We start from the raw sequence: 24,919 nt of genomic DNA, 5'->3' as shown, positions 1-24,919 counted from the left end.
TTGATTGGAGCGATAATGACTATCAAAGAGAATGATTTCCGTAAAATCGATCTGAACCTGCTGATCGCCTTTGCCGTCCTGTTTCGCGAACAGAGCGTCTCCGCTGCGGCGGATAAGCTGCATCTGGGCCAGCCTGCGGTGAGCGGCGTGCTGTCGCGTCTGCGCACGCTGTTTGACGATCCGCTGTTTATCCGCAGCGGACATCGTATGCAGCCCACCGCCCGGGCGGAAGAGCTGCACAGCGAGCTGCTGCCGCTGCTGGAGCAGTTGCAGAGCGCGCTGTTTCAGCAGGCGGCATTTGATGCGAAAACCGTGAACGTCACGCTGACGCTCGGTATGGCCGACTGGGTAGAAATGTGGCTGATGCCGCGTCTGATCCCGGCGCTTCAGCAGGCGGCTCCCGGTATGCGTCTGAACGTGGTGGCCAGCGATCCTTTCAGCGATGCGACGCGGCTCGAAGGCGGCGAGATGGATATGGCGATCAGCGTTGCCACCGCCGGACCGCGCTGGCTTGAACGTGAGGTGCTGACCACCATGTCATATGTCACGCTCTGGCACCCGCAACAACTGACGCTCAGCGCGCCGCTGGATGTCGATACGTTTGCCGCTCAGCCCCATTTGATGGTCAGCTACCGCGAGGCGACCAGCAGCCATTTCGATACGCTGCTGGCAAAAACCGGCCACCAGCGCCGCGTGCATTACACCACGCCACATTTTGCTGCCCTGCCAGGCCTGCTGGAAACGATGCCAGCGCTGGCGACCGTACCCGCCGGGCTGGCAACGGAGTGGCAGAGAACGCGCGGTTTGCTGGCAAGCCCGCTGCCGCTGGATGCAGAACCGATCGAAGTGGCGCTACTGTGGCACCAGCGTCACAGCAGTGACCCGGCGGTGATGTGGCTGAAAGAGTTTATCCGCCATCTGATGGAGTAAAAAAAGGGCCCGCCAGCGGGCCCGTTTGCATTACTTCAGGCTTGCGCCGTTGCTGGCAATCACATCGCGATACCAGTAAAAGCTCTTCTTACGGCTACGCGCCAGCGTGCCGTTGCCGCTGTCATCGCGATCCACATAGATAAAACCGTAGCGCTTGGAGATCTCGGCTTTCGAGGCACTGACCAGGTCAATCGGCCCCCAGCTTGTGTAACCCATCACTTCGACGCCGTCATCAATTGCTTCACGCACCTGCACCAGATGGTCATTCAGATAGGTAATGCGGTAGTCGTCGTTGATGCTGCCATCGGCCTCCACCTTATCCTTCGCGCCCAGACCGTTTTCAACGATAAACAGCGGTTTTTGCCAGCGATCCCACAGCATATTCAGCAGCGTACGCAGGCCAACCGGATCGATCTGCCAGCCCCACTCGGAGCTGGCCAGATGCGGGTTTTGCACCATGCTGAGAATATTGCCGCGCGCCTGCTGATTCAGTGCGTCGTCGGTGGTCACGCAGCCGGTCATGTAGTAACTGAACGAGATAAAATCGACGGTGGATTTCAGCGCTTCGCGATCGTCGTCAGTGATCTCAACGTGGATATCGTTATCACGGAAATAACGCAACATATAGCCGGGATACGCGCCACGGCACTGCACGTCGCCAAAGAACTGCCAGCTACGATTCTCTTGCAGCGCTTCGAACACATCGTCCGGTTTGCAGGTCAGCGGATACATCAGCCCGCCCAGCAGCATATTGCCGATCTTACCGCCCGGGATAATCTCATGGCAGGCCTTCACGGCCAGCGCGCTTGCCACCAGTTGATGGTGAATCGCCTGATAAACCGCCTCTTTACTGCTGTTCGCCGGCAACCCGACACCGGTCATTGGCGCGTGCAATGACATGTTGATCTCGTTGAAAGTCAGCCACAATTTCACCTTCTCTTTGTAGCGGCTGAACACGGTACGCGCATACCGTTCAAAGAAGCCAATGGTCTGCCGGCTGCCCCAGCCGCCATACTGTTTTACCAACCCCCACGGCATCTCATAGTGGGATAAGGTGACCAGCGGCGTAATGCCGTATTTTGCCAGTTCATCAAATAGCTTGTCGTAGTAGGCAAGGCCCGCTTCATTCGGTGTGGTTTCGTCACCGTTCGGGAAAATACGCGTCCAGGCAATCGACACGCGCAGGCAGCTAAACCCCATCTCCGCAAACAGCGCGATGTCTTCCGGGTAGCGGTGGTAAAAATCGATGGCGACATCTTTCAGCGCACTGTCTCCCGCCACGCGTTCAACCACCTCGCCAAACACGCCTTTTGGCTGGACATCCGACGTTGAAAGACCTTTTCCGCCTTCCAGATACGCGCCTTCAACCTGGTTCGCAGCAATCGCGCCGCCCCACAAGAACGATTTCGGAAATGCTTTCATCACTTTCTCCTTTGATTAACCGACAACCGCAAGCAGCGGCATTCCGGCCTGTACTGAGGTTGCAGCCACGGTACGCACACCACCGGTGCTGTCGCTGTTACTGATAATAATTGGCGTGGCGAGATCGTAGCCGGCCGCAAGGATCGCGGCGCGATCGAACTCCAGCAGCAGATCGCCCACATTCACTCTGTCACCCACCTGAACATGTGCGGTAAAAGGCCCGTCTCCCAGTTTGACGGTATCGATACCGACGTGGATCAACACTTCAACTCCGCTATCGCTGAGCAGCCCGATCGCATGTTTGGTGGCAAACAGCGATGCGACTTCTCCGGCAAACGGGGCCACCACGCGCCCGTCCTGCGGAATGATCGCCACGCCCTGCCCCAGCAAACCGCTGGCGAACGTGGCATCCGGCACCTGATCCAGCGCCAGCACCGTACCGCTCATTGGCGCCAGGACCGTCTTCTCCGCCGGCATTGCCGCGCCGTCTGGCTCTGCGGCGACCGAAGCTTTTGGCAATCCGGCAAAAAAAGTCAGCACGCCGGATAAGAGCAGCGCTACGACGCTACCGATAATGCCGCCCCACAGCGTTGCATCAACGCCGCCCGGCGGGATCATCTGCGCCAGCGTAAAGATGTTGTCGAAACCAAAGGAATAGGCATGGCTGCCGCTAAAGCCGACAATGCCTCCGCCTATGGCTCCCGCTACACAACCAAAAATAAACGGACGGCGCAGCGGTAGCGTTAAACCGTACACGGCCGGTTCGGTGATGCCGAAAATCCCGGCGGCAATGGATGAACCCGCCAGCATCTTCTGGCGCGCATCGCGGGTACGCAGAAAGATCCCCATCGTTGCGCCAACCTGACCAAACACCGCAGGCAGCAGGATCGGCAGCATAGTGTCCTGTCCCAGGACGGCAATGTTGTTGATCATCAACGGTACCAGCCCCCAGTGCAGACCAAAAATCACGCAGACCTGCCACAGCGCGCCCAGCGCCGCCCCGGCCAGCCAGGGCGCCAGCGTATAGATTGTCTGATAGCCATGCGCCAGCATCTGACTCAGCCAGGTTGCGACCGGACCAATAATCAGGAACGTTAACGGGACGGTGACGGCGATGCAGATCAGCGGCGCAAAGAAATTTTTCACCGCCGCATGCAGGAAGCGATTGCCCTGTTTTTCCAGCCAGCAACTGACCCAGGCGGCAAGAATAATCGGGATCACGGAACCGCTGTAATTGAGGAACGTCACCGGGATGCCGAGGAAAGATTCGCTGGCCGCACCGGCAGCCTGGCTGGCATTGAAGGCCGAGATCATCAGTGGGTGCGTCAGCGCGCCGCCAATCACCATGGTGACAAAAGGACTGCCGCCGAATTTTTTCCCGGCGGTGTAACCCAGCACCAGCGGTAAGAAGAAAAAGAGCGCGTCGCTGGCGGCAAACCAGATTTTATAGGTACCGCTGTCGGTGGTGAGCCAGCCACAGACAATCGCCAGCGCCAGCAGCCCTTTGAGGATCCCGGATGCGGCAAGAATGCCGATAAATGGGGTAAAAATGCCGGAAACGATATCAATCAATCGCCCCAGCAGATTGCCTTTATCTTCTGCCGTCGCCGCTGGCGTTTCGTCCGTTAATCCTGCTTCCTGGCGCACGGCTTGCCACACTGCGTTCACATGGTTGCCAATCACAACCTGAAACTGGCCGCCGCTCTCCACCACCATAATCACGCCGGGGTTGGTTTTTAAACCTTCGGCGTCCGCTTTCTGGATGTCTTTGAGTTTGAAGCGCAACCGGGTAGCACAGTGTACCAGGCTGCTGATGTTCGCCTTCCCACCGACGTGGCTGAGGATCGCTTTCGCCAACGCTTGATATTCCATGTTGAATTCCCTTGCATCTGTCGCCCGAAGGCGGTGACTGAGTAAAAAAAAACCTGAGCCAGCGCCTCGCGGAGCCGGTCTCAGGTTTTGCCTGCGCAATGCAGTAACAATCCTTTTGCGTCTTGTTTTAACGCGTTTCTTTTCTCACCCGTTCAATATGAATGGCGAGGAACATAATTTCTTCGTTCGTTAGCTGACGCTGATAGCGGCTGACCAGATGGCGAGCGACTTTTTCCGCGCACTGCCATGCCAGCCGATAATTCTCTTTCACCGCCTGATGCAGAGAGAGATCGTCATCCGCCACCACCGTACGGTTCAGCAAACGCTGCGAGAAAAATTTCAGATGCGTCACAAAGCGATGATAGCTCAGCGACTCTTCATCGTATTCCAGCGTTAACTGGTACTTCACGATATGCAAAATTTCCTGCATCACCTGGGTGATATGCATCACTTCCGGCATTTCGCTGTTCAGTTGCGCCGTCACCAGATGCAGGGCGATAAACCCGGCTTCATCTTCCGGCAACTCAACATCAAGGCGTTTAGCCAGTATCGCCCGCGCCTGCTGGCCCAGCGCAAACTCTTTCGGATAGAGATGCTTGATCTCCCACAACAATACGTTGCGCACCACTGCGCCCTTTTTTTGCCGCTCAAGCGCAAAATAACAGTGGTCGGTCAGCGTAATGTAGAGGCTGTCCTGCAGCTTGCCGAGCTGGCTGCGGGCCAGTTCGATGATGCGATCGCAGGCGGTTATTACTTCCAGCGGGATCTGGCTGAGCAGCTCGCTGAGACGGCGCACCAGCTCATCGCTTTGCAGAGCAAACACCTTCTCAATACAGCGCTCATCCAGTTCATCACCGGGGCGTTTCTGGAACGCCAACCCCCGGCCCATGACAACCTGTTCGCGCTGCTGCTCATCCAGCACTACCACAACATTATTGTTTAATATTTTGGCGATTTTCATTCCGGCCCCGGAAACAAAAAAACCTGACCTCCGGCAGTTGCCGGACAATCAGGTTTCGCCTGCCTAAGCAGTAACAATCCAGGAGCCGACTCTACCAGTTTCCCGACGATGAAAAACACGTCGGGAGATTAAAATTGTGATCTTGCTCGCGCGATGCGTTAACGGAAAATCGCCTGATACGCTGATTCGTACTGCGGCGCGTTCCATTCAGCATCAAAAACCGTCAACGTGATGTAGCCGCGATTTAACCAGCCGGTATCCGTATCCGCTTCGCTCGGCGTCAGCACTTTCTCACTCATTACCTGCTTTGCCCCTCCGTATTCAAGCAACACATAGCTGTGTTGCGGCAGAGGAAAACGCTCATTGCCAATGTACTTTTCACCTTTCACGGCACTTTTCGCCAGCGGCGGGTAGTTAATGCTCACCCCGGTGCCAGCGGGCAACAGCGGCTTGCCAGGCTGCCATTTAGCGTGGAGTTTATCGACCCGCGACACCACATCATCAACGGCGTCCGGCCAGTATTTATGCGTGCTCGGCCAGCCCGCTTTCATCTCTTCAGCCGTCAATAAATAGCCAATACTGGCGGCTATGGCCGGGTAGCCATAGCGTACCGCGCGCGCCGCGGCACCGACGGTGCCGGAATTGAGCTGCGCAACGCCGGTATTCGGCCCGTCGTTGACGCCAGAAATCACCAGATCCGGCGGGTTATGCTTCAGCACGCCGAGCAGGCCAAAATCCACGGCATCCGCCGGGGTTCCGGGGAAGCAGTAACGCTTCTCCGCCACCTTTTTAACGTCGAAGATTTTGTTCGGTTTGAAGGTGATCGCCGAACCGATACCACTCTGATTCTTCGCCGGCGCCACCATCCAGACGTCATACCCTTTCTCCGCCAGCTTCTGCTGTAGCGAAAGCGTACCCACAGAATCACAACCATCATCATTGACCAGCAAAATACGCATGGCGCGTTCCGCCGCCTGAACACCGGGCGCTGCCAGTGCCGTTACCAACAACGCCATCACTGCTTTTTTCATGACTAAACTCCTTTTTAATTAAGCAGACCAAATTTGTATTCCAAGGAAACCGCGCCGCCGATGCCTTTCGCACGATGAAAAGTACGTTTATCTTCGGTGAGCCACGGTTTTCCATTGTTCAGTTTCCAGCCGTAGCTGGGACCTATTCCGGCAAACAGCGAAAAGCCTGCGAAGCGTTTCGGTGTCCAGGCGAAATATCCGCCGTACTCCCATTCAGTTAATGCGGTATTTTGATAATTGATGTTGTAACCGTAATTACCGTACAGGCCGACGGTAAATTCCGGCGAGAAGGCATATTTACCGTAGAGATAAAGCATTTGTTCGCCATCATTGACATAATCATTTCCTTCACCGTCTGCCGGACTATTAAATGCGCCCCGGGTATTTTTCCCCAGATGCCAGTAAAAACTCCCTAAGCCATTATTCAAAGACGCTTTGGTTTTTGACCAGCCGATACCTGATTCCAGATTATGATATTGATAACCCACCAGCGTAAAAAGATGCCGGGCGCTATGGCTAAAACCTCGTGCACCTTCCCAATTATCAAGCCCGCGATTGTAATACCAGGCGCCGCGTAATAAGAGATTTTGCCGTTCAGCAACCGGTATAGAAAATTGTGCTTCTACGCCATGGCGTAAAAGGTAATTATCACTTTCGCCCGACATCCAGCTTATTCGCGTATTTTTCGACGGGCTCCAGATGATTTCTCCTGTCGCAATATGATCGATCGGCTTATTACTGGCGAGGGTGTAAAAACGGCGCTTTTCCGGCTCATCGCGTTCCGAAAAACGCGTCACCCAGGCGCCGCGCGCCGAAATCGCGCCCCAGCCGCTTTCTATACTGATACCCTGCCAACTACTTGGCGCCGCGCGGCTGCGCGTCACGTTCAGTGCGCCAAATTTATAAAGCTGCCGCCAGCCCGCATATAGCCGCGCGTACGCCGCTTCATCTCCCCACTTAAGCTTTGCGTAGAGCTGCCCGACTTTATTGAAACCTTCCGCATGGCCGTGATTGTCGCGCAGCAGGTCGCGCCCGGCGAATGAGGCATTCGCCGAGAGTTTCGCCACGCTGTACCAGGAGGCGTCAATGCCCAACAGATCGCTATACCAGCCGCTTTGATAATCCAGATGCGCCGCCTGCGCCCAGGCACTCTGATCGCCCACGCCGAGCAACGCCAGTTGATCGCCGGTGTTAAACATCCAGACGTTTTTTAGCGTGAGATCGAGTTGGCTATCGGCAAGAAAAGGCGTCGCGCTAACGGGCGCGGCGTAAGCGGAAATAAAAACCAGAGGGAGTGATAATTTTAAAAGTGCCATAATATGTATTCCATTATTATATTATTGACCACTGAATAGCTATCGAACCGGTGTCGATATCGGTGACAAATGAATAGATTAATTTAAAAGAGTAACTTAGTCGTTCCATTAACACGCCAGATAAAAACAAAAAAACCTAAATCCGGAATTCGCTATAGCGAACCCTGTGAATTTAGGTTTTGCCTGTATAACAGTAACAATCCTGACGTTGTGCGAACAGAAATAACACTCTGGTTTTAAATAATCCAGCGGCTATTTTATCAATAAATAAAAAACGTGATTCAGCTAACGCAGCCATCGAGTGCTGGCGTAATTATTACATTATTCTGGATTCAGCTTAACACGCAAAATTGCCGCGGCTATCTCTTCCGATGTTTTATAAGTACGAATTTCAGCAAATAAATTACTGGCTTCGTTATATTCTTTACGCAAATAACCCAGCCACTGTTTAATACGCGCCACGTGATACAAACCGGTATCGCCCTGCTTTTCCAGCCGCGAATATTTCGCCAGCAGCGCCACCACATCAGGCCACGGCATGCGTGGTTCATTGTATTTCACCACCCGGCTCAGGTTTGGCACATTCAGCGCGCCGCGACCGATCATCACCGCATCGCAACCAGTAGCTGTCATACACGCCTGGGCGCTTTGCCAGTCCCAGATCTCGCCGTTGGCAATCACCGGGATCGACAACCGCTGCCGGATCTCGCCAATGGCCTGCCAGTTAATACACTCTGCTTTATAACCGTCTTCTTTGGTGCGCCCGTGTACCGCCAGTTCCGTCGCGCCCGCCTGCTGTACCGCATCGGCAATCTCAAACTGACGGGCGGAGCTGTCCCAGCCGAGACGCACTTTAACAGTCACGGGTAAATGCGACGGTACTGCCTCGCGCATCGCTTTTGCGCCGCGATAAATCAGCTCAGGATCTTTCAGTAACGTTGCGCCGCCGCCGCTGCCATTGACCAGTTTGGATGGACAGCCGCAATTCAGATCGACGCCCCACGAACCGAGTTCCACCGCCCGTGCGGCATTTTCCGCCAGCCATTGCGGATATTGCCCCAGCAGTTGAACACGTACCAGCGTGCCGGAAGGGGTACGGCTTTGCCGCTGCAATTCCGGGCAGATTTTATGGAATGATTTTACCGGCAGCAGTTGATCGACCACGCGCAAAAACTCGGTAATGCACAGATCGTAATCGTTAACCTCGGTCAGCAGCTCGCGCACCAGCGAATCGAGCACACCTTCCATCGGCGCCAGTAATACACGCATAGACCACCCCGGGAAAAAATGAGGCGACATAGTAGCGCCTCCGTTGCAGCGAGGAAAGTGCCTTTATTACGCGGGAAAACTACACTGAGCGAGGTTCGCGCAATAAATCTTGTAAGAATGCCTGACGTTCACAAATGGAATGTTTGGTATGCTCACAATTCATGATGTGATCAGTAGCACGTTTTAAGCTTTAATTGTATGATGAATGCGTTTCGGCAAGGGCTTTCACCATGAGTAAATCATTGAATATTATCTGGCAATATCTTCGTGCTTTCGTGCTTATCTATGCCTGTCTTTATGCAGGTATCTGGCTCTCTTCGCTGCTGCCAATCACGATTCCTGGCAGCATTATTGGCATGCTGATTATGTTTGTGCTGCTGGCACTGCAAATCCTTCCGGCGAAGTGGGTCAATCCCGGCTGCTTCCTGCTAATCCGCTATATGGCGCTGCTGTTCGTCCCGATTGGCGTGGGGGTGATGCAGTATTACGACCTGCTGCGGGCGCAGTTCGGGCCGATTATTGTTTCCTGTGCTGTCAGCACGGTGATTGTCTTTTTGGTGGTGAGCTGGAGTACGCATCTGGTACACGGCGAACGCAAAATAGCAGGACAAAAAGGTAGCAAAGAATGATGACGTATATCTGGTGGTCGTTGCCCCTGACGCTGGTGGTCTTTTTTGCCGCGCGTAAGCTGGCCGCACGTTTCAAAATGCCGCTGCTGAATCCACTGCTGGTGGCAATGATAGTGATTATCCCCATTCTCTTAATCACCGGCATTCCCTACGATCACTATTTTCAGGGCAGCAAGGTTCTGAACGATCTGCTGCAACCGGCGGTAGTCGCACTGGCCTTTCCGCTCTATGAACAGCTACACCAGATCCGCGCACGCTGGAAATCGATCATTACCATCTGTTTTGTTGGCAGCGTGGTCGCAATGACCAGCGGCGCCGTCATTGCTTTATTGATGGGTGCGACACCGCAAATCGCCGCATCGGTATTACCGAAATCGGTCACCACGCCTATTGCGATGGCCGTAGGCGGCAGCATTGGCGGTATTCCGGCAATCAGCGCCGTTTGCGTGATTTTTGTCGGCGTGCTGGGCGCGGTATTCGGCCATACCCTGCTGAATGCAATGCATATTCATACCAAATCCGCCCGTGGTCTGGCGATGGGAACCGCGTCACATGCGCTGGGCACCGCGCGCTGCGCAGAGCTGGATTACCAGGAAGGGGCGTTCAGCTCGCTGGCGCTGGTTATTTGCGGGATCATTACCTCCCTGGTAGCGCCATTTTTGTTCCCCATCATCCTGGCTGTCGTCGGTTAAAATTTGCGATACTTCGCGCATTTATTGTTTGTGGTTACATAAGTTGCAATGGCAGTGTGATTTTAATCACACATATGGGTGATTCCGCCCCGTAAACTACGATTCCAATACACTGCTATGAGGCACTGCTATGCATCCACGTTTTCACACTGCTTTTTCCGGGCTTACGGAGAACCTGCAAACCGCTCTGGCGCCGCTGCTGGCGGATGCACACTTCCCCGCGATGTTGAGCGCAGAGCAGGTGGCAACATTGCAACGTGCCAGCGGTCTGGATGAAGACGCGCTGGCGTTTGCGCTGCTGCCGCTGGCCGCAGCATGCGCCCGAACCGATCTTTCTCATTTCAATGTTGGTGCCATCGCGCGCGGTATCAGTGGTACGTGGTATTTCGGCGCGAATATGGAGTTTGCCGGCAGCACCCTGCAACAATCCGTGCACGCCGAGCAAAGTGCCATCAGCCATGCCTGGCTGCGCGGTGAAAAATCCCTCTCCGCCGTGACGGTGAACTACACGCCGTGCGGCCACTGTCGTCAGTTTATGAATGAGCTCAACAGCGGTCTGGATCTGCATATTCATCTGCCGGGTCGCGCGCCGCATACGCTGGGCCATTACCTGCCGGATGCGTTTGGTCCGAAAGATCTGGAGATCAAAACGCTACTGATGGATAACGCCGATCACGGTTTCCTGCCGGACGGCGATGAACTGGCGCAGGCGGCAATTAACGCAGCGAACCAGAGCCATGCGCCGTATACCCACTCCCCCGCCGGCGTGGCCATTTTGTGTCGTGGCGGGCAGATTTTCAGTGGTCGTTATGCCGAAAATGCCGCCTTCAACCCGTCACTGCCGCCGCTGCAGAGCGCGCTGAACCTGCTGAGCCTTAACGGCTATGATTACGCCGATATCGAACGGGCGGTGCTGGCGGAACGTGCTGACGCGCCGCTCACCCAGTGGGATGCCACCGCCGCCACGCTGCGCACCATCGGTTGTCATCAGATACAACACCTGCAACTCGCCTGATCGCCTCGCACTGCGGGCAAAACCCGCAGTGATGAAAAAGCCCGCAGTTGAGCGTCTGTTTCTTGCGCTTGCCAGACGGGTAAAGTAGCCTGAGTTAAATTTCACTCCTGTACTGAGTCTGCTGCATGCTAAAGCGTTTTTTCTACAGCCTGTTAGTCCTGATCGGCTTACTGCTGTTAACTGCGCTTGGCCTCGATCGCTGGATGAGCTGGAAAACCGCCCCCTATATTTATGACGATTTGCAGGATCTTCCCTGGCGTCAGGTTGGCGTAGTGCTCGGAACGGCAAAATATTACCGCACCGGCGTCATCAATCAGTATTACCGCTACCGGATTCAGGGCGCGCTGAACGCCTACAACAGCGGCAAGGTTAATTATCTGCTGCTGAGCGGCGATAATGCGCTGCAAAGCTACAACGAACCGGTCACCATGCGTAAAGATTTGATTGCAGCAGGCGTCGATCCAGCAGATATCGTGCTGGACTATGCCGGTTTCCGCACGCTGGACTCCATTGTCCGCACGCGTAAGGTTTTCGACACCAACGATTTCATCATTATTACGCAGCGCTTCCACTGTGAACGCGCGCTGTTTATCGCTCAGCATATGGGGATTCAGGCGCAGTGTTATGCCGTGCCTTCACCCAAAGATATGTGGAGCGTGCGGGTGCGCGAATTTGGCGCCCGGCTGGGCACTATCGCCGATCTCTATCTCTTCAAACGCGAACCGCGCTTCCTCGGCCCGCTGGTGCCAATTCCATCAATGCAGGAAGTTCCTGACGATGCGCAGGGCTATCCGGCTGTCACCGTCGGACAGTTGATGGAATTGCAGAAGAAAGCGAAAAACTGAGCGCGTTTAATTCACTGATGTGTTGCGGGTCGTATTTTTCACCGGACGAATCAGTGTAAAACGACGCGCGATAAAATCGCGGTGGTCAATCGTGGTGCGATCCAGCGTCCATAATCCGTTCAGCGCATTGAACGGTAAAGTCACCTCTCCGTCCGGCGTATTCACCAGATATTCACCGGTCTTCAGATAACCCACACTGCATACAATTCGCGCCGGTGGATGATTTTTTAAACGGAATTCTATTTTGCGAAAACCCGTTGGCACAATACAAAAATAGAAGAACGGTAACGCGGTAATTTTAATATCACCAGGGCTGGCGATAATATCGCCATCGCGCAATAACTCCACGCCTTTTAAATAGAAATTGACCTGGTGATTTTTTTCGTACGGCAAACTATCAACTTTAAAATACACAAAATTCATAAGCACCCCTGAGCTGCGTATACAACTTTCACAGATTCATTCCTTTAAGCGTAAATAGCCAGACGGATGAAGGCATTCAGAATTGACTTAATTATTATCCGGAGGGGAAAAAGCAGTTGTGTAATTTTGGAAATAATGAGCTGCCATCACGATGATATATTTGATAATACACCGCAGATGGCAGTTGAATAACACTATCAGGCCACTTTGTCCTCGCACTGATGTAAACAACGTTCCAGGTCGTAAATCAGACTTCTGACCTGGTCGGGGGATAAATCAAAGAACTGCGAATCAAACACCGATGCGCCCGGCCCGGCTGGCGATGTGCTGTAGCCAAACTTCATCACCACGCCGTGCGCGTTATCTACTGCCCCAACCTGCCAGCCGGTGACGGGGAATGCGGGAAATACACCTGCGTTGCTCATCTCAATCTCCTTATAAACGCTGTGCCTTAATTCAGCGTAGCATTGAAATGAAAATTTTAACAAGTCAGTTGTCATGAAGTTTTTTTGTGGTCATCAGACGCTATTGTCAGTGAGAAAAATCTATAACACAGTGAAAAAAAGCAAAAAAAAAGCCCGCTACGGGAAGCGGGCTTGATAAGCATATCTGAATTATTTCTTACGTGCGTATTTTAATGAGTCCAGTGCCACGGCGAAAATGATAATTCCGCCCTTGATAATATACTGCCAGTACGGGTTGATACCAATATAGGTCAGGCCATAGTTGATTACGGTGAAAATAATAACACCCGTTACAACACCGATAACTGTACCCACGCCGCCACTAAAGGAGACGCCGCCCACCACGCACGCGGCGATAGCATCCAGCTCATACATGAAGCCAAGGTTGTTGGTCGCGGAACCGATGCGACCCGCTTCCAGCATCCCACCGAACGCGTAGAACACACCGGAAAGGGCATAAATCATCAGCAGGTTCAGCGCAACGTTAACACCAGAGACTTTCGCCGCTTCCGGGTTACCGCCGATGGCGAAAATATTTTTGCCGAAGCGGGTTTTATTCCATAGCACCCAGACGAAGGCGACGGCAATCAGCGCATAGAAGGTGATGTACGACAAACGGAAACTGCCCAACGCGATAAAGCCCTGCGTAAAGGTCGAGAAGCCGCTGTCGAAGCCAGAAATGGGCGACGCGCCAACGAAGTCGTAGTACAGGGAGTTGATACCGTAAACGATGATCATCGTACCGAGCGTGGTAATAAACGGCGTCACGTTGAGGTACGCAATCACGATACCGTTCACCAGACCAATCACCGCGCCGATTGCGCAGACAATCAGAATCACCACTGGAATCGGCATGGTTGCCATATCCGGGAAGACTTTGTTGGCGTTTTCCATCGACTGCAACAAGGTTGCCGCCACCACCGCAGCAAGCCCGACCTGGCGCCCTGCGGAAAGGTCAGTCCCCTGAGTAACGATTAATCCCGCCACACCCAGCGCAATAATAATACGCACTGAAGATTGAGTCAGAATATTACTTAAGTTCAGCAGACTTAAGAAAGTGGGATCCTGAAAAATGATAATGGCCAGTAACACTAAAAGAACAACGTAAATACCGCCGTCTTTCAGATAAGTGAGAAAAGTTTTCTTATTTAACGCACTCATGAGGAGCCCCTGATCTTAAAGGTGCAAAGACGCAAGACGGAGAATTTCGTTTTGCGTTGTCGTTTTAGTATCAACAATCCCGGAGACGAGGCCATTGCTCATTACCAGAATACGGTCAGTGATGCCTAACAACTCAGGCATTTCAGAGGAAATAATAATAATCCCCTTATTTTTCTTGGCCAGTTCGGCAATCAATTGGTAGATTTCAAATTTCGCACCAACATCAATACCGCGGGTCGGCTCATCGAGCATTAAAATTTCCGGCTGAGTTAATAACCAGCGGCCAATAATAACCTTCTGCTGGTTACCACCGGATAACGAACCAATTTGTGTGCGGTGTCCTGGCGTTTTCACACGCATCGAGTCGATAACCCACTGAGTATCACTCTTCATGCGGCTATTATCCAGTAAGCCAACTTTGTTTTTATAGTTTTGAATATTAGAAATCAATGAGTTAAAACCGATATCAAGGTACGCATAAATACCGGTAGAACGGCGCTCTTCGGTCACCAGTGCGAAGCCATTATTAATCGCTTCATTGGCATTGTGATTATTAATCAGTTTGCCATGCAGCTTAATGGTCCCGGAAGATTTCTCACGAATGCCGAATAAGGTTTCAACGATGTCGGTGCGTTTCGCCCCTACCAGCCCGGCAATGCCGAGAATTTCCCCTTTGCGCAGATCAAAGCTAATATCGCGAATGGAGGGCTGGCGCAACGAGGTCAGATTACGCACTTCAAGGATGGTTTCCCCTGGTGTGTTATGTTTATCCGGGAAGCGCTGGTTCAGCGAACGTCCGACCATCATAGCGATGATCTTATCCATATCCAGCCCTTCCAGCGGCTGAGTGGCAATCCACTGGCCATCACGCAGGACGGTTATTTCATCACACAACTGAAATATCTCTTCCATTTTATGGGAGATATAAACAATACCGCAGCCGCGTTCTTTCAGCTTGCGGATAATTTTAAACAGATGATTAACTTCTTTTTCAGTTAGAGACGAAGTTGGCTCATCCATAATAACGATTTTGGCGTTATAGGAGAACGCTTTCGCAATTTCAATCATCTGCATTTGTGAAACAGACAATGTTCCCACACGCGCCCGTGGATCAATATCAATATCCAGCTCATCAAAAATAGCTTTGGTATCGCGATACATTTTTTCCTGATCGACAAACATACCTTTGGTCGGGTAGCGACCCAGCCACATATTGTCCATCACGGAACGTTGCAGCACCAGGTTAAGTTCCTGGTGAACCATCGAAATACCATTTTCCAGCGCTTCTTTTGCGGAATGGAAATCGATCTCTTGTCCCTGAAAAAGAATGCTGCCGGAATCTTTTTGATAGATCCCAAAAAGGCATTTTAATAATGTTGATTTACCTGCACCGTTTTCTCCCATTAATGCGTGAATGGAATGTGGACGGACTTTTAAATTGACATTATCGAGTGCCTTTACGCCTGGAAAAGACTTGTTGATATTGCTCATTTCCAACAAGAATTCACCTGACGACTGAGTATTATTGCTGACCATAATTATACCTTGTTGGCCTGGCATATCGTATTATTAATGGGCGTATTAATTAATACGCCCAGTGAGAACATGCTTACTTAAATATTATTTACCGGCAATTTCAGCCAGGTTGTCTTTATCTACACCAACGTAAGGAATACGAACAATTTTATTGTCGATTTTCCAGTTGGTGCCATCAGCGGCGGCTTTACCTTCAGCGAGGTTCTTCGCCAGATCAAAGCTTGCTTTCGCCTGGTTGTTGGCATCGTTCAGCACCGTACCGGCCATCGCACCGGATTTCACCAGCGCCAGCGCTTCTGGCAGCGCATCGACACCGAAGACCGGAATGGAGGTCTTGTTGTGTGCTTTCAGCGCTTCAACGGCACCCATAGCCATCGCATCGTTGTTAGCGATAACCACTTCAATTTTGTTTGCATTCGGGCCGGAGAGCCAGGCGTCCATTTTATCTTTCGCCTGAGCGGTATCCCACATGGCGGTATCCAGCGCCAACTGCTGAGTTTTGATGCCTTTGTCGTTCAGTTCTTTGATAACGTACGTGGTACGCGCTTCAGCATCCGGATGGCCCGGTTCGCCTTTCAGTAGTACGTACTGGATCTGACCGTCTTTGTTCAGGTCCCATGCCGGGTTAGCGGCCCAGTGTTTAGCAATCAGGTCGCCCTGAATTACACCGGATTCTTTAGAGTCAGTTCCCACATAGTAAGCTTTGTCGTAGCTATCCAGCGCTTTACGGGAAGGCTCTTTGTTGAAGAAAACAACCGGAACGTTCTGGCCGCGCGCTTTCTCAATTACCGTACCCGCTGCCGCCGGGTCAACCAGGTTGATGGCCAGTGCTTTCACGCCTTTCGCCAGCAGAACGTCGATCTGATCATTCTGTTTTGACTGGTCGTTCTGGGAGTCGTTCATCAGCAACTGAACATCCGGCGCTGCTTTGGCATCTTTCTCAATTGCTTTACGCACAACAGACATGAAGTTGTCGTCATACTTATAAATGGTCACACCAATGCGGGTATCGGCTGCGTGTGCGGCTGCGCCAAAAAGCATGCTTGCCATAACAGCAGAGAGGGTCAACACCTTCTTATTCATGGTATCTCCGGTTTTTTTATATGCAGGGTAGTTCTTATGAATAATGCTCGGCAGGCCGGAATGTTACTAAAACGTTACGGTCGACCGAAGTTCACTCTAAAAATTCCACTCGTCCGTGTTCGGTAACGCTCCAGAAGTTCGATTTCTTCGAAGTGTCAAAGCGACTACTCGTAGTTAAAGTGAATAATCACCGTTACATCGTGTTTCAGCTTCTAAGACGCTGACATCATAGTCAGCGCGTTGTTAAGATACTGTGAATTTACTCACAGATTGAAAACGGTTACATCACCCGATGTTATAAGTTAGTGATCGGAGCCACAGTTTGCCGGGCGGCAACAGAGTGGCGGCGCACCAGCGTAGGCATAAAGCAGTGCGACGCCTGCAAATCCAGCTTCCCTGCGGCCCCCAGCAGTGCCAGCTCAGTGGCAAGGCGCGCCATTGATGCCACCGGATAACGCACGGTCGTCAGTTGCGGATCGGTGTAACGGGCGATGGGAATATCATCGAAACCAATCAATGACAAATGCTGTGGCACCGCAATGCCGTTATCTTTCAGCGCCGTCAGCGCGCCTGCCGCCATGCTGTCGTTATAGGCGAAGACCGCAGTAAGTTGCAGATTGCGGCCAAGCAGCTCAACCATTGCCGCTTCCCCGCCCTGCATATCCGGCGAGCCGGTGCCGACCCAGCTATCCGGCGCCGTAATTCCCTGCTCTTCCAGCGCGCGGAACCAGCCCTCGCGGCGCAGATCGTTGTCTTCAATATGGTGACTGGATGCCAGATAGCCGATGCGCTGATGGCCATTATTCAGCAACATGCGGGTTGCCATTACCGCCCCGCTGACGTTATCAAGGCAGACGCAGCGGTGCGCATATCCCGGTACTAACCGATTGATCAGCACCATGCCCGGAACCTGCTCCATAAAGCCTGCCAGCTCCTCATCGCTCAGTGCTTTCGAGTGAACAATCAGGGCGTTACAGCGCTGACGGATCAGCACTTCGATAGAGTGGCGCTCTTTTTCGGCTTCATGATAACTGTTACCGATCAGCACATATTTATCGTGCTGCTGCGCGACGGTATCCACCGCTTTGACCAGCGCGCCGAAGAAGGCATCCGAAACATCCATCACCACCACGCCGATGGTATCGCTCACCTGGGTGGCCAGCGCCTGCGCGTTGGCATTTGGGCGATAACCAAGCTGGGCGACCGTTTTCATCACCGTCTCACGCGTATCCTGGCTTACCAGCGCGCTGTTATTCAGCACGCGGGAAACCGTCGCGACGGAGACGCCCGCATGACGGGCAACGTCACGAATGGTGATCATTTTCACCCACCTCTTCTGGATTGCGGCTGTTCACACTCACCCCCTGGGTTAAGTAAGGAGGCTATTCTGGCAGTCGGTGCGGGAATGCTACGTGAGTGACTTCACATGAATGGAAACGGTTACATCCATTTTGTTAATGATTGTGATCGGGATCGTTATCTGGATGTGCGTTCTAATGATGTCCCTGAAGCACGAGCGGTTAATTGCCGCCACAACCACTCCATGGGCCCCTGGCGGAAATGTTTAAGCCAGAATACGGAGAAGAGGATGTTAACCGCCCAGACCAGCGGCACAAATGCCAGCAGTTGCAAACGGTTAAACTTCATAAACAGACCAAGATGGTTAAACAGCGTGGTGCAGATCAGGGTTTGCAGCAGATAGTTACTCAGCGCCATCCTGCCAACGCAGGCAATCGCACTCACCAGTTTACTGCCGCAGATCTGCGGCCAGAATCCCCACGCCAGCGCGGCATAGCCTATCGCCTGCATCGGCCCGCCGAGTTCTCGCGGCGCCTGCAAAAAGAAAGCACACCAGCGATATGACCAGCCAAGCTGCCACTGCGCAACAATGGATGGAATGTTGATCAACATTCCAAGCGCAATCAGCAGTGCGCCAACACGCCGGTAATGACGAAGGCTGAACTGCCCTCTCAGCCAGCCGCTACGCATCAGCGCCGCCCCCAGCAGCATCATGCCGGCCAGTTGCCAGCCATATTGCGCTCCCAGCGCCAGCAGCGCATTCGACAGCATATCCGCGCGGTTACTGAGCGCCTCCGTAAAGCCGCCGCTGGTTTTCCACCACATTTCATACTGCACATTGGCGGCGTCCGGAAGCCAGGAGCGGTTAGGCGTCGTGCCGGAAATAGCGCCCAATAACAGCAGTACGGCGATGCCAATCAGATACAGCACCACGCCGGTGTTGAACATCGTCTTCACGCTGTGCGCGTCGCGGATCATCCGCCAGGCAATCAGCCCTACCAGCCCGTAAGCCAGCAGAATATCGCCATCCCAGAAAAAGAGGCCGTGTATAAACCCGAGAATAACCAGCAGCGTCAGGCGCGACTGGATCCAGCGTTTACCGCGCGGCAGCAGCATTTGCAGCCCCGCGCCAAACAGAATGGCGAACAGCGAGAGAAATTTCACCTGAGCGAACAGGTCAAGCAGCGCCCATGTCCAGGCATCGCGCGGCGTGATGTCGCCATACCAGGCGGGATTCAGGTAGGCCGCCTTCGGCAAACCGAAGGCGGTAATATTCAGCAGCAGAATACCAAGAATGGCGATGCCACGAACGAAATCCAGCGTGACATTTCTCTCCATGTCTGGCTCCCGGCGAATCAGTTGCTGTGGCGTACGGCGCGCAGGAACTCCTGGCGGGTATTCTGGCTGGACTTAAACAACCCGCCGAGCGAGGTGGTGGTGGTGGCGCTGGTGGCATCCCGAATGCCGCGTGCTTTGACGCAATAATGCACGGCATCAATGGATACTGCGACATTGTTGGTACCCAGCAGCGTTTGCAGCGCCGTCAGGATCTGCTGCGTTAAACGCTCCTGCACTTGCGGGCGTTGAGCGAAAAATTGCACGATACGGTTGATTTTCGACAGACCAATGACCGACTCTTTCGGAATGTAGGCCACCGTTGCTTTACCATCGATAGTCACAAAATGGTGCTCACAGGTGCTGGTCAGCGTGATATCGCGCACCGTTACCATTTCATCCACCTTCATTTTGTTCTCAATGACGGTGATCTTCGGGAAATTGGCGTAATCGAGGCCGGAGAAAATCTCATCGACATACATTTTGGCGATGCGATGCGGCGTTTCCATCAAGCTGTCATCATTCAGATCGAGATTAAGTAGCTGCATAATCTCGGTCATATGCCCGGAAATAAGACGTTTACGGGTTTCGTTATCCATTTCGCGCACCGGGGGGCGCAGCGGTGTTTCCAGGCCGCGGGCGACCAGAGCCTCGTGAACGAGCGCCGCTTCTTTACTGAGTGATGACATTATTTTTCTCCTGCAGGTGTGGCATGCTTCGCCAGTTACGGCGAAGTGAGCGAACATTGTGCGTGAGGTCGCGCACATAATCCAGCCCTGGTCGTGATAATTATAGAAATCGTTATTGCCTTTCAGGCGCTGGTTTCCATACCAGTAAGCCGCCAATCAGCAGCGCAATCGCCGCCACCCCGAGCGCCGGTTCAAGACGCTGCGTCAGCCAGGTGGAGAGCGCCGACGTCATCGGGCCAACCAGTTGCCCTACGGCATAGCCAGTGGTCAGCAACCCGGCCATATAACGTGTGTGATCGGGTGCAAGCTCGCGTCCATACAATAACGAAAGCTGTACCGCACAGAGAAACCCGCCGCCGACCAGTAATGCGCCGCATACCAGCCCGCTCATGCCAGGCAGCAACCAGGCGGCCAGCACGCCAGCGCCCTGCAACCACAGCACGATCGCCAGCCGTTGGTGGCTGTGACCCACATGACGCAGCAGGATACTGAGCGCAATCCCCAGCACCGCTGCCGCACCGAACACCGGCCAGACAAACTGCGCGAACAGGCTGCCGGGAAAGCGCAGCGCCGCCATTTGCGACAGAAACGTCGCGGGCAGAATATACCCGAATCCGGCAAGACTGTAGCTCCACACCAGCCGTTTGAGGTTTGCCGCCAGGTGCAGCGGCTGCGGTTGTGTTCCGGCGCGGTGCCATTCGCCAGGACGCGGCAGATAGCGGGCGATCAGCGCTACCAGCAGCAATGCCAGCACGCCATACACCTGCCAGGCGGAAGCCGCACTTAAGCCTTTCGCCTGAATCGCCACCGCCAGCAGGCCGCTGATAGCAATTCCGGCACCGGGGCCGGCAAACACTGCCGCGCTCAGTCCCGGCTTACCGGCATGCGCCAGCCGCTCATTACTCCAGGCGGCGATCAACACCATCGCCCAACCGCTCATCGCACCAATCACCAGCCGTAACGCGCCGTGAACCAGCGCGTTATCCGCCATCGCAGAGAGAAGCGTCAGCGCAACCGCGCCGCTGATACCAAGCCACAGGCGCAGCTCGATATGCCGCTGCGCGCGCATCGCATCCCAGGCGCCAAGCAGATAACCCAGGTAGTTAATCGCGGCAACCAGCCCGGCGCTGGTCAGCGTGAGCTGCCCGTCGCGGATCATCAACGGCACCTGCGGGGTAAACGCAAAGCGGCCAATCCCCATCGCCACCACTAACACAATAAAGCCGCAGAACGCTACTCGCTGCGCCATGGCCTCTCCAAATGTTAATAATAAGTTGTATTTATGATGCAACAGGTTAAATGGAGGCGAAAGTGAAAGTTACTCAGCTAAGGGAATAATCTGTATGATACCAGGATGTTACTTATTTTTAACCGTGAATACCTGAGGAGCCCCGCATGGAAATGCTCGAAGAGCACCGCTGTTTCGAAGGCTGGCAACAGCGCTGGCGTCACGACTCCGCCGTACTCAACTGTTCGATGACCTTTAGCATCTTTTTACCGCCGCCGCGCAGTGTAACGCCGCCGCCGGTGCTGTTCTGGCTCTCCGGCCTGACCTGTAATGATGAAAACTTCACCACCAAAGCGGGCGCACAGCGTGTCGCGGCAGAACTGGGGATTGTGCTGGTGATGCCGGATACCAGCCCGCGCGGCGATGCAGTGGCCGATGCTGACGGCTACGATCTGGGCAAAGGCGCTGGGTTTTATCTCAATGCCACACAGCAACCGTGGGCAGCGCACTACCGGATGTATGATTATCTGCGTGACGAATTACCGGCGCTGATTCAGGCGGAATTTAACGTCAGCCCGCGTTGCGCCATTAGCGGCCATTCAATGGGCGGTCATGGCGCATTGATTATGGCGCTGAAAAACCCGGGGCGTTATAGCAGCGTGTCGGCGTTTGCGCCGATTGTTAATCCGTTGCAGGTACCGTGGGGACAGAAAGCGTTCACGGCGTATCTGGGCAATGACGCCGCCTTGTGGCGTGAGTGGGATAGCTGCGCGCTGATGCTGGAAAGCGCAGAGGCCGATGCGATCCCGACGCTTATCGATCAGGGCGATAACGATCAGTTCCTTGCCGATCAACTGCAACCGGCGCGGCTGGCGGAAGTGGCGCGGCAAAAAGGCTGGCCGCTAACGCTGCGTATCCAGTCCGGTTACGATCACAGCTACTTCTTTATTGCCTCCTTTATTGAAGATCATCTGCGCTTCCATGCGCAGCATTTGCTGAAATAACGCCAACCCCGGCGGTAAGCGCTGCCGGGGCTTTTCTTGTCAGAAACGGTAATCAACGGCCATTAAAGTCGCGGTGGCCATCTTCGTTGCCGGACGCCTTGCATCCCTTTCAGCATATCTTTGAGATCGTCCCGCGTAATCACGCTGATACTGGCGGGCAGGAACGTTTGGCAGGCAAAAAAAAGCCCTCATAACGAGGGCTAAAAGAGTGAATCTATTTGCTAAGGCGTTCCGGGAACTCCATTTCGCTATAGCGGACGAAACGGGTACCTTTGGTCCATTTGTAACCAAACCAAATCACCAGGAACAGCGGGATACCAATATAGGTGGCCGCAACCGCGCCCCAGTCGATGGAGTCGGCCAGGAACGCCTGATAGTTCTGCCCGAGGGTGATGATCAAACAGAGCACGAAGGCGAAGATCGGCCCAAGCGGGAAGAAGCCGGAACGATACGGCAGGTTTTCCAGCGAGTGGCCCTGCGCAACGTAACCGCGACGGAAGCGGTAATGGCTGATCGCGATACCGAGCCAGGCGATAAAGCCGGTCATCCCGGAGGTGTTCAGCAGCCACAGGTAAACGGTCTGATTGCCGAACATCGAGGTCAGGAAGCACAACCCGGCGATTACCGTCGTGGCATACAGCGCGTTACGCGGCACGCCGCCCTTCGACAGTTTGGCGAAAATACGCGGTGCTTTACCGTCGCAGGCCAGCGTGTAAAGCATACGCGTGGAGGCGTACATACCGGAGTTACCCGCAGAAAGCACCGCCGTCAGGATCACCGCGTTCATTACCGCCGCCGCCGAGAGCAGACCGGCATGTTCAAACACCAGCGTGAACGGACTGACGCTGATGTCTTTTACATCATTGCGCAGCAGGCTTGGATCGGTATACGGAATGATCAGGCTGATGATCAGGATGGCAAACACATAGAACAGCAGAATACGCCAGAACACCTGGCGTACCGCGCGCGGAATGTTTTTCTCAGGATTTTCAGATTCACCCGCTGCAATACCAATCAGTTCGGTGCCCTGGAAGGAGAAACCGACAATCATCGCCACGCCAATCATCGCGGAAAAACCACCAGCAAACGGCGCATCGCCAATCGTCCAGTTGCTCCAGCCCGCCGGTTTATCCCCCTGGAAGATACCGACGATCATCATCACGCCAACCACGATAAAGATAATGACCGTGGCGACTTTGATCAGCGAGAACCAGTATTCCGCTTCACCAAAGCCTTTTACTGAGATGTAGTTAAGCAGGAAGATCACCGCCAGGAACAGTGCACTCCAGATCCAACCTGGCGTATCCGGGAACCACCAGGTCATCACCAGTTGCGAGGCCACAAGGTCAACGGCAATGGTGACCGCCCAGTTGTACCAGTAGTTCCAGCCCAGCGCGAAGCCAAAACCTTCTTCAACGTATTTTTGGCCATAAGTGGAGAAAGAACCCGAAACTGGCATAAAAGCGGCGAGTTCGCCGAGGCTGGTCATCAGGAAATAGACCATCAGGCCGATCAGAATATAGGAGAACAGCGCCCCGCCCGGGCCCGCTGAAGAAATGGTCGCCCCTGATGCAACAAACAAACCTGTACCAATGGAACCGCCAATGGCGATCATCGTCAAATGACGCGCCTTAAGTTCACGACGAAGCGTGGGCGCTTCTGTGGTTTTAATTTCGGAAACCATAAGAAAATGCTATCCATCCAAAAAATGAGGCGCGATTGTAGCAAACGAAACGCCCCCCTTCCGGTATAAAACACGTCATATTAGAGAGCTTCATGATAGGCGGCGAATTATAAGTAAAGCAGTGAATGGTTGATGTTGCGAGCCTGTCGGCAGGCTCGCTGTCATCAGAGAGAGCAATAGCTGATAAAGCGCTGCAATGCGCTGGAGAGGTGTTTCTGACGATGGTGGATACGCCATAGCGTGCGCACCAGGCGCGGCAGCGGAATGGGCACTTCCACCAGAGAACCGCTTTCCAGTTGCTCAGCAATCACGCGGCGCGACAAGCAACTGATGCCCAGCCCGTGGCGTACCGCATGTTTAATGGCTTCCGAGTTGCCCAACTCCATACCGAGTTGAAACTGCGGCAGGTGCGACAGCAGTAAATAATCCACAAGTTCCCGCGTACCCGAACCACGTTCGCGCAGGATCCACGGCGCGGCAGCCAGTTGCTCCAGCGTAACCGGCCCCTGCAATAACGGCGAGGAAGGCGGCGCGAAGACCACCAGTTCATCCTCCAGCCACGGTTCGGCAATAATCTCCGCGGTGTGGCATGGGCCTTCAATCAGGCCGATATCCACGCGGAAATCGGCTACCGCATTGATCACATCCTGGCTATTGCCGACGCTCAACTCCAGCGGCAAATCGGGGAAATCGCGACGGTAGCGGGCAATCACTTCCGGCAGAATGTAGTTACCGATGGTACTGCTGGCAAAAACGCGAATGGCACCGTTATCTTCGCGAAACAACTGCTCAATTTCCGTTGCCTGCTCCAGCGCTGCCAGCGCACGCGGATAGAGCAGCCGCCCGTGTTCGTTCACCACCAACCGCTTACCGACGCGGTCAAACAGTTGCACGCCAAGCTGCCCTTCCAGATCGGTAAGCGCTGCACTCACCGCCGACTGGGAGAGCGCCAGCATCTGCGAAGCCTGCGTGGTGGAGCCGCTTTTCAGCACTTCGGCGAAGACTTCCAACTGACGCAACGTAATATGCAT

Annotated in this window: 23 protein-coding genes; 6 read left to right on the top strand and 17 right to left on the bottom strand. The window is 53.9% G+C overall.

The annotated features are described in order from the left end of the window. Nucleotides 1-15 precede the first annotated feature (15 nt). Entirely contained in the window at nt 16-930 is a 915-nt protein-coding gene (locus AWR26_RS08640) for a LysR family transcriptional regulator (RefSeq protein ID WP_064564994.1), read from the top strand. 30 nt (nt 931-960) lie between these two features. Here the strand turns inward: AWR26_RS08640 and AWR26_RS08635 are convergent, their stop codons facing one another. The 6 genes from AWR26_RS08635 to dusC form a co-directional block, all read right to left on the bottom strand. Then, the gene (locus tag AWR26_RS08635) at nt 961-2,352 is read right to left on the bottom strand and encodes a glycoside hydrolase family 1 protein (RefSeq protein ID WP_064564993.1); all 1,392 of its coding nucleotides are present in this window, start codon (nt 2,350-2,352) and stop codon (nt 961-963) included. A gap of 15 nt (nt 2,353-2,367) precedes the next feature. Beyond that, nucleotides 2,368-4,224, bottom strand: a complete 1,857-nt coding sequence (gene bglF / locus AWR26_RS08630; protein ID WP_064564991.1) for a PTS beta-glucoside transporter subunit IIABC — start codon at nt 4,222-4,224, stop codon at nt 2,368-2,370. A gap of 127 nt (nt 4,225-4,351) precedes the next feature. Then, the gene (gene bglG / locus AWR26_RS08625) at nt 4,352-5,185 is read right to left on the bottom strand and encodes a transcriptional antiterminator BglG (RefSeq protein WP_064564989.1); all 834 of its coding nucleotides are present in this window, start codon (nt 5,183-5,185) and stop codon (nt 4,352-4,354) included. Nucleotides 5,186-5,343: 158 nt separating this feature from the next. Continuing rightward, nucleotides 5,344-6,216, bottom strand: a complete 873-nt coding sequence (gene surE, locus AWR26_RS08620; protein ID WP_064564988.1) for a 5'/3'-nucleotidase SurE — start codon at nt 6,214-6,216, stop codon at nt 5,344-5,346. Nucleotides 6,217-6,230: 14 nt separating this feature from the next. After that, nucleotides 6,231-7,532 (bottom strand): OprD family outer membrane porin, encoded by a 1,302-nt coding sequence (locus tag AWR26_RS08615; protein ID WP_064564986.1) that lies wholly within the window; start codon nt 7,530-7,532, stop codon nt 6,231-6,233. A 321-nt stretch (nt 7,533-7,853) separates the two neighbouring features. Beyond that, the gene (gene dusC, locus AWR26_RS08610) at nt 7,854-8,801 is read right to left on the bottom strand and encodes a tRNA dihydrouridine(16) synthase DusC (RefSeq protein WP_064564984.1); all 948 of its coding nucleotides are present in this window, start codon (nt 8,799-8,801) and stop codon (nt 7,854-7,856) included. A 230-nt stretch (nt 8,802-9,031) separates the two neighbouring features. On the opposite strand from dusC, the gene AWR26_RS08605 reads away from it, so the two are divergent. From AWR26_RS08605 to sanA, 4 genes are all read left to right on the top strand, one after another. Next, a complete protein-coding gene (locus AWR26_RS08605) occupies nt 9,032-9,430 on the top strand; it encodes a CidA/LrgA family protein (RefSeq protein ID WP_064564983.1) in 399 nt (132 codons plus the stop codon). Next, complete coding sequence (locus AWR26_RS08600; protein ID WP_007371181.1) at nt 9,427-10,122, top strand: CidB/LrgB family autolysis modulator; 696 nt, start codon at nt 9,427-9,429, stop codon at nt 10,120-10,122. The genes AWR26_RS08605 and AWR26_RS08600 overlap by 4 nt, the downstream gene beginning before the upstream one ends. A gap of 130 nt (nt 10,123-10,252) precedes the next feature. Next, nucleotides 10,253-11,137: a cytidine deaminase gene (gene cdd / locus AWR26_RS08595; RefSeq protein WP_064564982.1), complete on the top strand. Its 885-nt coding sequence runs from the start codon at nt 10,253-10,255 to the stop codon at nt 11,135-11,137. Between the two features lie 125 nt (nt 11,138-11,262). Continuing rightward, nucleotides 11,263-11,982 (top strand): outer membrane permeability protein SanA, encoded by a 720-nt coding sequence (sanA, locus tag AWR26_RS08590; protein ID WP_043952971.1) that lies wholly within the window; start codon nt 11,263-11,265, stop codon nt 11,980-11,982. Nucleotides 11,983-11,988: 6 nt separating this feature from the next. Here the strand turns inward: sanA and AWR26_RS08585 are convergent, their stop codons facing one another. From AWR26_RS08585 to AWR26_RS08545, 9 genes are all read right to left on the bottom strand, one after another. Next, complete coding sequence (locus tag AWR26_RS08585; RefSeq protein ID WP_064564980.1) at nt 11,989-12,405, bottom strand: hypothetical protein; 417 nt, start codon at nt 12,403-12,405, stop codon at nt 11,989-11,991. Between the two features lie 197 nt (nt 12,406-12,602). Beyond that, nucleotides 12,603-12,830, bottom strand: coding sequence for a phage domain protein (locus AWR26_RS08580; protein WP_043952969.1), 228 nt, complete (start codon nt 12,828-12,830; stop codon nt 12,603-12,605). A 189-nt stretch (nt 12,831-13,019) separates the two neighbouring features. Continuing rightward, nucleotides 13,020-14,030, bottom strand: a complete 1,011-nt coding sequence (gene mglC, locus AWR26_RS08575) for a galactose/methyl galactoside ABC transporter permease MglC (protein ID WP_043952968.1) — start codon at nt 14,028-14,030, stop codon at nt 13,020-13,022. Nucleotides 14,031-14,045: 15 nt separating this feature from the next. Then, nucleotides 14,046-15,566, bottom strand: coding sequence for a galactose/methyl galactoside ABC transporter ATP-binding protein MglA (gene mglA, locus AWR26_RS08570; RefSeq protein ID WP_064564978.1), 1,521 nt, complete (start codon nt 15,564-15,566; stop codon nt 14,046-14,048). A gap of 84 nt (nt 15,567-15,650) precedes the next feature. Continuing rightward, on the bottom strand, nt 15,651-16,649 hold the full coding sequence (mglB, locus tag AWR26_RS08565; protein WP_064564976.1) for a galactose/glucose ABC transporter substrate-binding protein MglB: 999 nt from the start codon (nt 16,647-16,649) through the stop codon (nt 15,651-15,653). 295 nt (nt 16,650-16,944) lie between these two features. Beyond that, nucleotides 16,945-17,970, bottom strand: coding sequence for an HTH-type transcriptional regulator GalS (gene galS, locus AWR26_RS08560; RefSeq protein ID WP_064564973.1), 1,026 nt, complete (start codon nt 17,968-17,970; stop codon nt 16,945-16,947). A 155-nt stretch (nt 17,971-18,125) separates the two neighbouring features. Next, nucleotides 18,126-19,286 (bottom strand): DUF418 domain-containing protein YeiB, encoded by a 1,161-nt coding sequence (yeiB, locus tag AWR26_RS08555; RefSeq protein WP_064564971.1) that lies wholly within the window; start codon nt 19,284-19,286, stop codon nt 18,126-18,128. 17 nt (nt 19,287-19,303) lie between these two features. Continuing rightward, complete coding sequence (gene folE / locus AWR26_RS08550) at nt 19,304-19,972, bottom strand: GTP cyclohydrolase I FolE (RefSeq protein WP_007371170.1); 669 nt, start codon at nt 19,970-19,972, stop codon at nt 19,304-19,306. Between the two features lie 112 nt (nt 19,973-20,084). Continuing rightward, nucleotides 20,085-21,221 carry a YbfB/YjiJ family MFS transporter gene (locus AWR26_RS08545; RefSeq protein WP_064564969.1) on the bottom strand — a complete coding sequence of 379 codons (1,137 nt, stop codon included), beginning with the start codon at nt 21,219-21,221 and terminating at the stop codon, nt 20,085-20,087. 146 nt (nt 21,222-21,367) lie between these two features. Here AWR26_RS08545 and fghA point away from each other — a divergent pair, with 146 nt between their 5' ends. Further along, nucleotides 21,368-22,204, top strand: a complete 837-nt coding sequence (fghA, locus tag AWR26_RS08540) for an S-formylglutathione hydrolase (RefSeq protein ID WP_064564967.1) — start codon at nt 21,368-21,370, stop codon at nt 22,202-22,204. 214 nt (nt 22,205-22,418) lie between these two features. Here fghA and AWR26_RS08535 read toward each other — a convergent pair whose 3' ends face one another. Both AWR26_RS08535 and yieE read right to left on the bottom strand, forming a co-directional pair. After that, on the bottom strand, nt 22,419-23,888 hold the full coding sequence (locus tag AWR26_RS08535) for an amino acid permease (RefSeq protein WP_064564965.1): 1,470 nt from the start codon (nt 23,886-23,888) through the stop codon (nt 22,419-22,421). Between the two features lie 164 nt (nt 23,889-24,052). Then, on the bottom strand, nt 24,053-24,919 hold the full coding sequence (yieE, locus tag AWR26_RS08530; RefSeq protein WP_043952960.1) for a DNA-binding transcriptional regulator YeiE: 867 nt from the start codon (nt 24,917-24,919) through the stop codon (nt 24,053-24,055).

Source organism: Kosakonia oryzae (assembly GCF_001658025.2).
GTDB lineage: Bacteria > Pseudomonadota > Gammaproteobacteria > Enterobacterales > Enterobacteriaceae > Kosakonia > Kosakonia oryzae.
This window is presented reverse-complemented; position numbering and strand designations above follow the sequence as displayed.

Excerpts from the sequence above, each read along its gene's own strand:
- AWR26_RS08640 (WP_064564994.1), top strand. The coding sequence starts at position 16 with ATGACTATCAAAGAGAATGATTTCCGTAAAATCGATCTGAACCTGCTG.
- AWR26_RS08635 (WP_064564993.1), bottom strand. The coding sequence starts at position 2,352 with ATGAAAGCATTTCCGAAATCGTTCTTGTGGGGCGGCGCGATTGCTGCG.
- bglF (WP_064564991.1), bottom strand. The coding sequence starts at position 4,224 with ATGGAATATCAAGCGTTGGCGAAAGCGATCCTCAGCCACGTCGGTGGG.
- bglG (WP_064564989.1), bottom strand. The coding sequence starts at position 5,185 with ATGAAAATCGCCAAAATATTAAACAATAATGTTGTGGTAGTGCTGGAT.
- surE (WP_064564988.1), bottom strand. The coding sequence starts at position 6,216 with ATGAAAAAAGCAGTGATGGCGTTGTTGGTAACGGCACTGGCAGCGCCC.
- AWR26_RS08615 (WP_064564986.1), bottom strand. The coding sequence starts at position 7,532 with ATGGCACTTTTAAAATTATCACTCCCTCTGGTTTTTATTTCCGCTTAC.
- dusC (WP_064564984.1), bottom strand. The coding sequence starts at position 8,801 with ATGCGTGTATTACTGGCGCCGATGGAAGGTGTGCTCGATTCGCTGGTG.
- AWR26_RS08605 (WP_064564983.1), top strand. The coding sequence starts at position 9,032 with ATGAGTAAATCATTGAATATTATCTGGCAATATCTTCGTGCTTTCGTG.
- AWR26_RS08600 (WP_007371181.1), top strand. The coding sequence starts at position 9,427 with ATGATGACGTATATCTGGTGGTCGTTGCCCCTGACGCTGGTGGTCTTT.
- cdd (WP_064564982.1), top strand. The coding sequence starts at position 10,253 with ATGCATCCACGTTTTCACACTGCTTTTTCCGGGCTTACGGAGAACCTG.
- sanA (WP_043952971.1), top strand. The coding sequence starts at position 11,263 with ATGCTAAAGCGTTTTTTCTACAGCCTGTTAGTCCTGATCGGCTTACTG.
- AWR26_RS08585 (WP_064564980.1), bottom strand. The coding sequence starts at position 12,405 with ATGAATTTTGTGTATTTTAAAGTTGATAGTTTGCCGTACGAAAAAAAT.
- AWR26_RS08580 (WP_043952969.1), bottom strand. The coding sequence starts at position 12,830 with ATGAGCAACGCAGGTGTATTTCCCGCATTCCCCGTCACCGGCTGGCAG.
- mglC (WP_043952968.1), bottom strand. The coding sequence starts at position 14,030 with ATGAGTGCGTTAAATAAGAAAACTTTTCTCACTTATCTGAAAGACGGC.
- mglA (WP_064564978.1), bottom strand. The coding sequence starts at position 15,566 with ATGGTCAGCAATAATACTCAGTCGTCAGGTGAATTCTTGTTGGAAATG.
- mglB (WP_064564976.1), bottom strand. The coding sequence starts at position 16,649 with ATGAATAAGAAGGTGTTGACCCTCTCTGCTGTTATGGCAAGCATGCTT.
- galS (WP_064564973.1), bottom strand. The coding sequence starts at position 17,970 with ATGATCACCATTCGTGACGTTGCCCGTCATGCGGGCGTCTCCGTCGCG.
- yeiB (WP_064564971.1), bottom strand. The coding sequence starts at position 19,286 with ATGGAGAGAAATGTCACGCTGGATTTCGTTCGTGGCATCGCCATTCTT.
- folE (WP_007371170.1), bottom strand. The coding sequence starts at position 19,972 with ATGTCATCACTCAGTAAAGAAGCGGCGCTCGTTCACGAGGCTCTGGTC.
- AWR26_RS08545 (WP_064564969.1), bottom strand. The coding sequence starts at position 21,221 with ATGGCGCAGCGAGTAGCGTTCTGCGGCTTTATTGTGTTAGTGGTGGCG.
- fghA (WP_064564967.1), top strand. The coding sequence starts at position 21,368 with ATGGAAATGCTCGAAGAGCACCGCTGTTTCGAAGGCTGGCAACAGCGC.
- AWR26_RS08535 (WP_064564965.1), bottom strand. The coding sequence starts at position 23,888 with ATGGTTTCCGAAATTAAAACCACAGAAGCGCCCACGCTTCGTCGTGAA.
- yieE (WP_043952960.1), bottom strand. The coding sequence starts at position 24,919 with ATGCATATTACGTTGCGTCAGTTGGAAGTCTTCGCCGAAGTGCTGAAA.